General features: G+C 44.1%; 10 protein-coding genes and 1 tRNA gene. 8 read left to right on the top strand and 3 right to left on the bottom strand.

All coding sequences use genetic code 11. The annotated features are described in order from the left end of the window. Positions 1 to 37 precede the first annotated feature (37 nt). The 8 genes from JMX95_RS12760 (at position 38) to JMX95_RS12725 (ending at position 9743) form a co-directional block, all read left to right on the top strand. Positions 38 to 1171: a ChuX/HutX family heme-like substrate-binding protein gene (locus tag JMX95_RS12760; RefSeq protein WP_087814178.1), complete on the top strand. Its 1134-nt coding sequence runs from the start codon at positions 38 to 40 to the stop codon at positions 1169 to 1171. Positions 1172 to 1321: 150 nt separating this feature from the next. After that, positions 1322 to 2179: a heme/hemin ABC transporter substrate-binding protein gene (locus JMX95_RS12755; protein WP_226914744.1), complete on the top strand. Its 858-nt coding sequence runs from the start codon at positions 1322 to 1324 to the stop codon at positions 2177 to 2179. A gap of 47 nt (positions 2180 to 2226) precedes the next feature. Continuing rightward, positions 2227 to 3213, top strand: coding sequence for a FecCD family ABC transporter permease (locus JMX95_RS12750; RefSeq protein WP_087814177.1), 987 nt, complete (start codon positions 2227 to 2229; stop codon positions 3211 to 3213). 15 nt (positions 3214 to 3228) lie between these two features. Beyond that, a complete protein-coding gene (locus JMX95_RS12745; RefSeq protein ID WP_087814176.1) occupies positions 3229 to 4086 on the top strand; it encodes an ABC transporter ATP-binding protein in 858 nt (285 codons plus the stop codon). 317 nt (positions 4087 to 4403) lie between these two features. Further along, the gene (locus JMX95_RS12740) at positions 4404 to 5645 is read left to right on the top strand and encodes an efflux RND transporter periplasmic adaptor subunit (RefSeq protein WP_109592744.1); all 1242 of its coding nucleotides are present in this window, start codon (positions 4404 to 4406) and stop codon (positions 5643 to 5645) included. After that, a complete protein-coding gene (locus tag JMX95_RS12735; RefSeq protein ID WP_227676068.1) occupies positions 5642 to 6916 on the top strand; it encodes an ABC transporter permease in 1275 nt (424 codons plus the stop codon). Before JMX95_RS12740 ends, JMX95_RS12735 begins: the two co-directional genes overlap by 4 nt. Before the next feature lie 76 nt (positions 6917 to 6992). After that, the gene (locus JMX95_RS12730) at positions 6993 to 7700 is read left to right on the top strand and encodes an ABC transporter ATP-binding protein (RefSeq protein ID WP_109592754.1); all 708 of its coding nucleotides are present in this window, start codon (positions 6993 to 6995) and stop codon (positions 7698 to 7700) included. 360 nt (positions 7701 to 8060) lie between these two features. After that, on the top strand, positions 8061 to 9743 hold the full coding sequence (locus JMX95_RS12725) for an NAD-dependent malic enzyme (protein ID WP_087814174.1): 1683 nt from the start codon (positions 8061 to 8063) through the stop codon (positions 9741 to 9743). 242 nt (positions 9744 to 9985) lie between these two features. Here JMX95_RS12725 and JMX95_RS12720 read toward each other — a convergent pair. The 3 genes from JMX95_RS12720 to JMX95_RS12710 all read right to left on the bottom strand — a co-directional run bounded on the left by JMX95_RS12720 (position 9986) and on the right by JMX95_RS12710 (position 11524). Continuing rightward, positions 9986 to 10062 (bottom strand) — tRNA-Ile (locus tag JMX95_RS12720). Between the two features lie 95 nt (positions 10063 to 10157). Further along, positions 10158 to 10343 carry an SDR family oxidoreductase gene (locus JMX95_RS12715; protein ID WP_109592746.1) on the bottom strand — a complete coding sequence of 62 codons (186 nt, stop codon included), beginning with the start codon at positions 10341 to 10343 and terminating at the stop codon, positions 10158 to 10160. After that, positions 10337 to 11524, bottom strand: a complete 1188-nt coding sequence (locus JMX95_RS12710; RefSeq protein WP_109592748.1) for a tRNA nucleotidyltransferase — start codon at positions 11522 to 11524, stop codon at positions 10337 to 10339. The genes JMX95_RS12715 and JMX95_RS12710 overlap by 7 nt, the downstream gene beginning before the upstream one ends. Positions 11525 to 11621: the final 97 nt, after the last annotated feature.

Genomic DNA, 11621 nt, shown 5'->3' with positions numbered 1-11621 from the left:
TGGCTTTTTTACTGCTATTCATTTTATGGAGACCATCATGAGTCAACCGCTATCGTTAACCAAAAAAAATACTGAGCTGTGGCAACAATACCAAGCATTAAAAGCAAAAACACCGATGCTATTTCCCACAGAAGGAGCGGCTGCGCTAGGCATCAGCGAGTTTGAGCTCATGCTTGCATCTCCTTATAGCCAGTATATGGGTGATCAGTGCAAAGCTGTATTAAAGCAATTTGAGAACTTTGGTGACATGGAAAGTATTGTCAGAAACGAGCTGGCCGTGCATGAAAAAACCGCGCCATATCATAATCTTAAGCTTGGCGAAAAGATGGGATTAGCACTCAATGTGGGTGGTCTAGATTTGCGATTCTTTATGTGGCAATGGCAGCATATGCTGGCGGTAACGGATACCAGCCGCGCGGATAAACCCTCTTATAGTATTCAGTTCTATAACGCGCAAGGCGGCGCGATTGATAAAGTGTATCTACGAGAGTTAAGCGCTGAGACTATTGCGCGCTGGCAAGCGATGATTCAGGAGCAGCAGCAAACGGTGAATAATGAGACGCTGACGTTAGAGGCACAAGAGTCAGTCAGTGAATGGTCTTATAAGGCGCTGGGCGAGGCGGAGAGTGCGCAGCTACAACAAGGCTGGCAGGCAATGACAGATGTGCATCAGTTTCATTCATTACTAAAAAACCTCGATATCGATCGTGCTAGCAGTTACCGTCAAGCACCAGAACAGATGACGCAGCAGCTTGAGATTAGCGCTGTCGAAGCGGTTTTTGAGCAAGCGCGCGATGCCAAATGTCCAATGATGATATTTGTCGGTAATAGCGGACTCGTACAGATTCAGACAGGAACGGTACAGACACTCAAGCGTATGGGTGATTGGTTTAATATTTTAGACAAAGACCATAATGACTTTACGCTGCATTTAAAAGACAAAGCATTGGCGCAAGTATGGAGCGTTAAGCGTCCAACCAAAGACGGTATCGTGACTTGTATCGAAGGTTTTGATGGTCACGGCGTCAGTATCTTTAGCGTGTTTGGTCAGCGTATTGAAGGCACACCTGAGCTTGAAGCATGGCAGCAACTTGTCTCGACGGTCATCGAAGCGCATTCGTATGCAGAATCCTTAGCAGCAGTTGCAATGGCTGAAGCAGAGAGCGTGTAAACCCGTCATAAAAAATCAGCAAATTTTGCGATATTGACACTCACATAACGGATAAGTCATAGCTGTTGTGTGAGTTATTTGGGATGCTTAATACACGTTAATGGTTCTGTTAATAGTGTCATTTTTTACGTTAGCAAATTAGGAATGCTTATGTCTTCTGAATTATCAAAAACAGTAATCACTCACTCAGTGATAAATAAAAAATTGATGAGTCGTGCTATCAGCACTGCGGCTATTATTGGCGCATTTGCCGTGCCCTCACTTTCTGCCCAAGCTTATGAGCGTATTGTCGCGATGAGTCCCGATGTTGCAGACGTCGTGGTGGCACTAGGAGCGACCAATAAGTTGGTTGGTAAAGATGCAACCAATCATAATCCAGCGTTAAAGAATGTACCTGCCGTGGGTATGCATCGTAATATCACTGCCGAGTCAGTGTTGGCGGTCAAGCCAGATTTGGTGCTCGGCAGTTATATGGTACAGCCAGTGAGCATTTATCAGCGCTTAAACGGCTTAAAAGTTAAAGCCATCAATGTCGCGCCTAAAGAAGAAGTAAATACCTTTGCCAATAGTATTAAAACAATTGGCAGTTACGTGGATAAAAAATCTGAAGGGTCGCAGCTTGCGAAGCGTTGGAATACAGGGATGAGTCCAATGGCAAAGACGGGTAAGCGTTATTTATTAAGTTACGATGGTCGTATCGTTGCAGGTAAAGGCACGGTAGGCGACGAGTTGATTCGCCGAGCTGGTGGGATTAACGCTGCAAACGTATCAGGGCTAAAACCTATGTCCCGTGAAGGCTGGCTGGCCGCCAAGCCCGATGTGATTATTATTGCCGATCATAATCAGGCAGTGGTTGGCGGGGTCAGTAAATTTAGTAAACGTCCAGAGATTGCAGCAAGTGACGCAGGCAAGAAGGGCGGCGTACACTTTTGGCCAGCTGATGATTTTCTGCGTTACGGCTTGCATTCGCCTGACGTCTTAAAAAAGCTGAACGCTGTAGCAAAATAGCCTAAGCAAAAATACTTTATCTTATCTTCAACAAAATGACATCTCACATGGCAAATACGATTTCTGCTTCTATCCCTATACAAACTGGAAAACACAAACTTAGCCTCTACTATATTGCTGCCGCTGTCGTATCTTTACTGCTAATTTGGTTGGCGCTTGGTATTGGCTTTGGCGAATGGTCAAGCCCTAGCCATCTTGACGATACTATTTGGCAGCTGCGTTATCCGCGTGTGGTGACGGCATTACTGGTTGGTATGGCGTTGTCAGTTAGTGGTGCAGCATTACAGGCTTTATTTGAGAATCCTTTAGCGGATCCAAGTTTAATCGGTACATCAGGTGGCGCAGCGCTTGGTGTTGTTTTGGTTCTGGCATTGGGGTTTGGGGGTATTGGGATACCGCTTGCGGCGTTTACTGGAAGCGTATTGGTGTGCTTGTTTATTCTCGCTTGTCATCGGTTTTTGGGTGGTGGGCAAATGGGCTTGCTGATATTGGGATTTGTCATCAGTGCTTTTTGTGCTGCGGTGGTCAGCCTGATTTTATTCATGTCTGATGACATGGTGCTGCGCTCCGCGACCAATTGGCTGTCAGGCAGTATGGCGGAAGCGGGCTTTGTACCACTGCGATATTCAATTATTTCTATGGTTTTAGGCTTAGCGATTTTATTGCCGTTAGGTCGCCAGTTGGACGGGTTGATGTTAGGTGAGGCAGCCGCTAAGTCCTTGGGTATCAAAGTAGGTGTGGTTCGTTGTTTGGTCGTGATTGCCTCGGCATTATTAACAGGGGCAGCGGTGTCTTTAGCAGGCGTCATTGGTTTTATTGGCATGATGGTGCCAAACCTGCTGGCTATTCTGTTTGGCGGCGGACGTATGCGTCTCATGATTTGGTCTGGCTGGCTTGGGGCGATATTATTACTCGTCATTGATGGCGCGGCGCGGCATGTTGCTTATCCAGTGGATGTGCCTGTTGGCATCGTTTTAGCGTTGCTTGGCGGTCCATTCTTTATTTGGCTGTTTGTGCGTAGTAGCCGCCGCTAATTGGAGAGAGTATTTATGTTTCATTCGTATTTTACGGCTACATCAAAGACATCATTAGCGAGTCGAGACAGTCGTATAAATAGTAGTGATATCAAGAGTAGTGATGAAGGCGAGCTGTTGTCGATGCAAGATATTCATATCTCGCATGGCCATAAAACATTGTTAAAGATAGACAAACTAACCGTGCCAAGCCAAAAGCTGGTCGCCTTTATTGGACCAAATGGCGCGGGTAAAAGCACGTTGTTGCATACGGTTTTGGGTCAGCACACGGGAACCGCGCTTAAAACGGATGGTCACATTATGATTTACGGTCAGCCTATCAACAAGGTCATGAATGATGGTCATATCGCTTGGGTTGGACAACATGAGCGTTTTGAGCTGCCGTTAACGGTATTGGATTATGCGCTGCTAGGGGTCTCGCCAAATCTTGCATGGTATCAGCGCCCAAATAGTAATCATGTTGAGCGCGCGCAACGTTTACTACAGGATTTTGAGTTATCAAGTTTGGTCAGTGCCCGCGTGCAAACCTTATCAGGCGGTGAAAAACAGCGCTTGGCTATCGTGCGTGCGCTAATGCAAGACACTAAAATCATGATGTTTGATGAACCGACCAATCACCTCGATATTCGCCATCAGCGTTTTTTACTTCATTATTTGCATAATTTGGTACGACAGCAGCGCAAAAGTATCTTGGTTGTGTTGCATGATTTGACCCATGCGCATCGCTATACTGATGAAGTGGTGCTATTAAACGGTGGACAAATTGTTGCACAAGGAACGCCTAGTGAAGTGATGACACGCTCACAATTAAGTGATGTTTATGATGTCGATATTAAGGTGCATCAGACTGAAGATGGCTTGGTGTTTGTATGATTCTGAGCACTTTAGTTATTATTTTGACTTTACGATAGGCATTTGATGATCAACTTGGCTTTTTAATCTGTAGATATCGCACTGATTTATTCGGTAATAAAAAACCCTTCATGCTATATAAATAATAGCATGAAGGGTTTTTTTGCATCTTAACTATTGTAGTGAAGCAAATATTTTTAATATAACCATACTAACAGGATGATTTTCAGTTAATAAATAATTTTAAACCTAAAAAATGTTGCAGTAAACTCGCATAACGATCGGATTTAGTAGAAACTGTAAACCACTAGGTATTTGTTCTGAACGGGAGAAACTCATTGCGCGCTATTCCTTATAAACTGATTGTTAGCGCACTACTGCTCATCATTGTTGCGGGATTTTTTGCCCTTCGCTGGTGGCAAGGACCACTATTACCAAGCTATAGAATATCTGCCATGCCTTTGGTGCAGACGGTCGTAGCGACTGGACGGGTCGTTGCCGTATCAAATACTGACATTGGTAGCGAAATATCAGGTGTTGTATTAGAGCGACGGGTAGCAGAAGGCGAACAAGTCGCTGCAGGAGATTTATTATTGGTACTAAGCTCCGATGACGTTGCAGCCCAAGTGCGTCAAGCAGAAGCCGAGTTGACGGAATTGATTAGTAGCACTCGTCCACAAGCAGTGGTGGACTTGACCAATGCCAAAGTAGCGATGGCGCAAGCTGACCGTAATGTCGAGCGTAGGCGCGAATTAGCTACTATCTCGGCCATCTCTGATGAGGAAATGGAGCAGGCGATTCAAGCCCAAGCCCAAGCACGAAATAACCTTGAAAATGCACGCCTGAGAGCGAATGCACTCTCCTCTGGTGGTGTTGAAGAAGATTTATTAAGTGCTCGTATTGCAGCATTGCAGGCTCAGCTCAACAAAGCGCAAGTACGTAGCAAAGTATCAGGCACTATTCTGACCCGTAATGTCGAGGTAGGCGATTTGGTACAGCCAGGTCAGAGCTTGTTTACTATTGCCCTCGATGGTAAAACTGAAATAAGAGTACCGCTTGATGAACGTAATTTATCTCGATTGGCTTTGCAGCAACCAGCTGTCGCTATTGCTGATGCCTATCCGGATAAACCGTTCCCCGTACGTATTAGTTTCATTGCACCAAGTATAGATCCGCAACGCGGTACGGTAGAGGTGAGATTGTCCGTCGATCCTGTACCTGATTTTTTGCGTCAAGACATGACAGTATCAGTGAATATCGAAACGGATCAACGCGCAAAAGCCTTAGTCATTCCGAATGATGCACTAGCCAATGTTGAAGAAGACAGCGCCGAAGTATTATTATTGCGTGATGGTAAAACACAACGTCAAGCAGTGAAATTAGGGTTACGCGGACTGTCAGCATCAGAGGTGCTCTCAGGACTGAGCGCAGGTGATGAGATATTGGTTGATGCGACAGTCTCACTGGCTGATGGAAAAAGAGTGAGAACCGCGCTTCAAGCAGCACCTTTTACCGCTCCTAATGCTGATAAGATGAGGGCGGTAAAGGATAAGAGCCAAGCAGCGGAGACAGTCAATTGACGGCTTTTTTCGGTAGACTATGGATTGATGCCACTATTGCCATCAGTTTTTTACGCGAGGGACGCATACAGTCGTTGATGATTACTCTGGGAGTGGCAATAGGTGTTGCCGTTATTATATTTATTACGGCACTCATCCAAGGATTACAGACCAACCTTATTGAAAGCACCCTTGGCAGTCAGGCACATATTCGCTTAGTAGCGCCAGATGAAGTCAACCTAATAGCGCCGTATGCTGATGATACGCTGCAACTGATACAAGAAGACAAGCGTCCACAGCGGCTACGTTCTATTAATAATTGGCAGCAAATCACTGATACGCTAGATCAACTGCCCTTGTTAACTGCCGTATCGCCAAACGTGTCTGGGCCTGGGTTCGTCCGGCGTGGTGAGGCATTAGAGTCGGTAATACTAGTAGGTACTGACTTGGCGCGCTATCAGAATATTATTCCACTTGATGAATACTTAATCAGTGGTGAGCTGCGAGTGGGCGCAGATAATGTATTGATTGGTAGTGAACTGGCTAAAGATTTGGGTGTAGAGGTCGGCAGCAAATTACGTTTGGATACGGGTCAAGATAGTAGTCCCAGTAATAATTTGAGTAACAACCTTAGTAGCAACATTAGTAGCAACAGCGCTGTAGTCAATATCGCTGGTATATTTGAGCTCGGCGTACGAGAGCTTGATGCGCGCTACGTTTATCTAGACCTAAAACAAGCGCAGTCATTACTCAACCTACCGGGCGGTATCACAGTCATTGATTTGACGGTTGAAGATATCTTTGAGGCGGAGGAAATCGCTGCACAAGTGGGTCGTTTGACCTCATTGCAAGCAGAAAGCTGGATTGAAACCAATGCCCAACTGCTGAGTGGTCTCACCGCTCAAAGTTTATCTAGCAATATGATTGTTGTTTTTGTGGCGATCTCGGTGGCTTTTGGTATTGCCAGTGTGCTATCGGTCAGTGTGGTTCAGCGTACGCGCGAGATTGGTATCTTACGAGCCATGGGTGCAACTCGTCAGCAAATCCTACGAATATTCTTAATTCAAGGGGCTATATTTGGCTTGTTAGGCTCTATTGTCGGTAGTGGTGTCAGCTATATATTGGTCTGGTCTTTTAATACTTTTGGGCCCGACATATTTACAATTCCCATATCGATAAACCTGATCTTAGTGACTATGTCGTTAGCAACGCTAACTGGTGTTATAGCAGCCGCTATTCCAGCGCGGCGCGCAGCAGCACTTGATCCAGTGGTGGCTATTCGTTATGTCTAATCATGATTCTAGCGACACTTTTAATAATGACTTTAACAATGTTTCTGCCAATCCTTTTAATAAGACGTCAACTCCTATGTCCAGTCAATCTCACGAAGTTCTGCGTTTAGAGGCACTAAAAAAGTCTTATAATATCGGTCAACCTAATGAGATTGAGGTGCTGCACGGTATTGACTTAACCATCAGCAATAACGACTTTGCTGCCCTGATTGGTCCTTCTGGTTCAGGTAAAAGTACTTTGCTAAATGTACTAGGGTTACTAGATCAGCCAACCAGCGGTGAGCTATATCTATTGGGTCAAGCAACCAGCGCTATGAATGATGCTGGTCGCACCGCTTTGCGTGGCAGTAGTATTGGCTTTGTCTTTCAATTTCATCATCTGATTCAAGCGTTTAGTGCATTAGACAATATCTTAATGCCGCTAACATTGACAAGGGGTCGTCCAAATAAGCTTACTATCCAAAAAGCGCGCGAGCTACTGGCAGCGGTTGGGTTAGAGCGCTTTGCTGACAGTAAACCTAACGAGCTATCAGGTGGTCAGCAACAGCGTGTTGCCATTGCACGTGCCTTGATAACCGAACCGGCATTGCTATTGGCTGATGAACCTACAGGTAATCTGGATACCGTGACGGCTGGAGAAGTGTTTGAGCTGTTCCGCAAAGTCAATCAGGAACGTGATTGCGCGGTATTGCTGGTCACCCATGATCCACGCTTGTCAGCATCTTGCGATCGAACGATTAATTTGGTTGATGGTCGTATTGATAGTGATACGTTGAATAATTGAAAAATATCGTAGTGATAATAAAAGTCATATTGGCAGATTACTTATCTGCTTAACAAAGATTTCTATCAATACCGCCGTCAATAGTGACATCAATAAAGGTAGCGGCTTCGATTGTATGAAATCTCATAGAAAACACCCAATAATAAAAAACCCTTTTTTATAAAAATTTAAGGTAAAAGCTAAGTATATCTATATTTCTAGGTCAATGTATCCATGCCATCACCTTTAGAGCCATGTTCATTCAAAATGATTTTGTTATCTATTGTTAAATACTAGTAGATGCTATGTATAATGCAGCACTAGCATAGCTTTCACTCAGTATGGCTTTCACTCATATGCCTTTAATAAGAAGATTACATTATGTCAAACAAGCGTCCTTTATATATTCCCGTTGCAGGCCCCGCTCTTTTAGAGACTCCTTTACTAAATAAAGGCAGTGCTTTTTCATCAGAAGAGCGTGATAGCTTTAATTTAACTGGGCTATTACCTCATAACATTGAGACAATTGAAGAGCAATCACTACGCGCTTATCATCAACTGCGCTCATTCACTAATGATATGGATAAGCATATTTACTTGCGTAACATCCAAGATACCAATGAAACCTTATTTCACCATCTGATTGAGCAGCATATTGAGGAAGTCATGCCGCTCATTTATACGCCAACTGTAGGTCAAGCATGTGAAAAATTCTCGCAAATTTATCGCCGTAAACGGGGTTTGTTTATCTCATATCCTGAGCGCCATAAAATCGATGACATGCTGCAAAATGCCACCAAGCAAAACGTGAAGGTAATCGTTGTCACTGACGGCGAACGTATATTAGGTCTAGGGGATCAAGGTATTGGTGGTATGGGTATTCCCATTGGTAAATTGGCTTTGTACACCGCTTGTGGTGGTATTAGCCCAGCTTATTGCCTACCAATTTTGTTGGATGTTGGTACCAATAATCAACAGCTACTTGACGATCCTATGTACATGGGCTGGAGAAACCCACGCATTTCTGGTGACGAGTATAATGAGTTTGTCGACTTATTTATTCAAGCCGTTAAACGTCGTTGGCCTGAGGCATTATTACAATTTGAAGATTTTGCCCAAGAGAATGCGACACCATTATTGAATAAATATCGTGACCAATTATGCTGCTTCAATGATGACATTCAGGGTACTGCTGCGGTTTCAGTCGGTACCTTGATTGCAGCGTGCTTAAATAAGGGTCAGAAGCTTAGCCAACAAAAAATAGCATTTTTAGGCGCAGGGTCTGCTGGTTGCGGTATTGCTGAGCATATTATTCGCCAAATGCAGCGTGAAGGGTTAACGGAGGCGCAGGCTCGCAGCCAAGTATTTATGGTTGACCGCTATGGCCTGCTTACTGATAACATGACGGAGCTACAAAAATTCCAAGAACCGTTAGTACAAAAAGAATCCGCTATTGCAAGCTGGGATAAAAGTAAGAAACTCGGTTTAGCGCAAGTGGTTAAACAAGCAAAAATAACCGTATTGTTTGGTGTCAGTGGGCAAAAAGGTCTGTTCACCCAAGAGGTGATCGAATCCTTGTGTGTTAATACTGAGCATCCTATTGTATTACCACTTTCAAACCCAACGTCTCGTGTGGAAGCGACACCGCAAGAAGTGACTAATTGGAGCAAGGGTAAGGCAATTGTTGCAACAGGTAGCCCTTTTCCTCATACCACTTTTGAAGGTCAGCCTTTCGAGGTTTCTCAGTGTAATAACAGCTATATTTTCCCCGGGATTGGTCTGGGTGTTTTAGCAGCACGGGCGACGGGTATCAGCGATAATATGCTCATGGCGGCAAGCCAAGCCCTTGCAGATGTATCAATGGAATACGAAAAAGCACCTGGTGCCATCCTACCGCCGATTAAAGTTATCAGAGAGATCAGTGAAAAAATAGCGTATGCAGTGGCATTGCAAGCGGCTCAAGATAAGCTAGCGCTACCTATCACAGCGGAGAATTTACAACGTCGATTAAAAGCGAATTTTTGGTTACCTGAATATCGTAATTATCGCCGTACTTCTTTCTAATGTTAGAAATTAGATATAACAAATTCTAATATTAGGCACGTTATCTAAGTAAAATACTAAATGAAAAAAGGTTGCTAACGCTATATTACATATAGTGTTGGCAACCTTTTTTACTGCTACCCAATCTATTAGTTTAGCAAGTTTACTTTTACCTGTTTTTCAGCACAGCTCAATGATTGTTTTCTATTAAATTCTAGGCAATAAAAAACCCTTACAAGCCAATGCTTATAAGGGTTTGAATTTGGTGGGCCCAGTAGGACTTGAACCTACGACCAAAGGATTATGAGTCCTCTGCTCTAACCAACTGAGCTATGGGCCCTAACGCTAGACGGACAATGATACCTGAATTTTTTAATTTTTCAAGTAAAAGATAGGTAGTAATCAAGATATTTTTTATGATGCTCTACTTTTCTATCAAATATGACCATCAGCCAATGTCAGGCTGCGACCACCATCAACAGTAATAATCTCAGCAGTAACATAATTGGCCTGTACGAGGTACAACACATGATGGGCAATCTCGTCAGGTCGACCTATACGCTGCATAGGAATTGAGTCAATAATAGCGCGCTGCTGCATCTTTTTAAATTTTCTTAACATTGGTTTCGTGCTTGTAAGTGCTCAATTCTGGCTTGTCGTAATGCCGTACCAATCGCAGGGCCTGTTAGTGCTGAGTCAATATCCTGCATGTTAATGGCATGAAAGCTATTCAATGCTATCATCATCTGACGGTGCTGTGTTGCCAATTGCAACACGTGGCTGGTCACTAATAGCTGCGATAACTTATCAGGCTCTTTATGAGCGCCGCAAATTTGTATGAGGTCAATTTTTTCAGCCGCGCTTAAATGGCTTATTGTGCTTAGCTTTGTGGCTTGCTGAGCGAAGAGAGTCGAAAATTGAGTGTGTGCCTTTGGTACCTTAGCGGCGTTGCCTATATCATTGATACCTTTTATATTGGCTGCTTTATTCACGTTTTCATTTGTATGTTCTGAGGTAAATAAAAATGAATTAAGGCTACTCATTAATAGTGCCCAGCGCTGTGATAGATTCAATTGCATTTGCCCTGCGAAATATAGCGCAGTCTGTACCGTTTCACGTATCTGAGTATTAGCCCAAGCTTGATGTAGTGGGGCAAAATATTCTGTGAGCGCACCAATCTCAAACAGTTGTTGCCAGTATACCTGCGGCGATAGCTGCATGGTTGCACGGCTAGATTCTTGCCAAATGCGCTCTGCACTTAAATGTGCAAGCTCTCCAGAGTCGACCAATTGGCGCATCAACGTCAAAGTTTCATCAGCAATGACAAAACCTAGGTCGTAATAACGGCTATAGAAGCGAGCGGTTCGAAGCACTCGTAGAGGGTCTTCGCTAAATGCACCTGATACATGACGCAAGGTTTTGCTTTCTATATCAGCCATGCCACCATAATAGTCAATGACGTCACCGTTGATTGGCGTATCATCAGTTAAGCTGGTGACTTCTATGGCCATGGCATTAATCGTCAAGTCTCGACGTTGTAGATCCTCTTTTAAGCTGACGTCAGGACTGGCATGTACGCTAAAGCCTTTATACCCCAAGCCTTCTTTGCGTTCAGTGCGTGCCAGTGCGTATTCTTCATGGCTATTAGGATGCAAAAATACAGGGAAATCTGCACCCACTTGCTGGAACCCTGCATCAAGCATTTCTGCAACAGTTGCACCAACGACGACAAAATCTTTGTCTTTAATAGGACGTGCTAACAGTTGATCGCGTACCGCGCCGCCGACAAGGTAAATTTGCATGAATGCCTCTATCTTTTATTTTGGGGCTGTCCTAGATAACTAGTTCAGTTCCTGTTTAACCCATTGTTTTAGCTGGTGTAATTGACGTTTTGGATCA

It is taken from the genome of Psychrobacter sp. NC44, assembly GCF_904846655.1.
Classification (GTDB): Bacteria; Pseudomonadota; Gammaproteobacteria; order Pseudomonadales; family Moraxellaceae; genus Psychrobacter.
The sequence above is the reverse complement of the archived record's forward strand: the minus strand, read 5'-3'. Positions and strand labels throughout refer to the sequence as shown.

Coding starts and splice junctions, on each gene's coding strand:
- JMX95_RS12715 (WP_109592746.1), bottom strand. CDS start 10,343: ATGTTAAGAAAATTTAAAAAGATGCAGCAGCGCGCTATTATTGACTCA.
- JMX95_RS12725 (WP_087814174.1), top strand. CDS start 8,061: ATGTCAAACAAGCGTCCTTTATATATTCCCGTTGCAGGCCCCGCTCTT.
- JMX95_RS12710 (WP_109592748.1), bottom strand. CDS start 11,524: ATGCAAATTTACCTTGTCGGCGGCGCGGTACGCGATCAACTGTTAGCA.
- JMX95_RS12750 (WP_087814177.1), top strand. CDS start 2,227: ATGGCAAATACGATTTCTGCTTCTATCCCTATACAAACTGGAAAACAC.
- JMX95_RS12745 (WP_087814176.1), top strand. CDS start 3,229: ATGTTTCATTCGTATTTTACGGCTACATCAAAGACATCATTAGCGAGT.
- JMX95_RS12755 (WP_226914744.1), top strand. CDS start 1,322: ATGTCTTCTGAATTATCAAAAACAGTAATCACTCACTCAGTGATAAAT.
- JMX95_RS12760 (WP_087814178.1), top strand. CDS start 38: ATGAGTCAACCGCTATCGTTAACCAAAAAAAATACTGAGCTGTGGCAA.
- JMX95_RS12730 (WP_109592754.1), top strand. CDS start 6,993: ATGTCCAGTCAATCTCACGAAGTTCTGCGTTTAGAGGCACTAAAAAAG.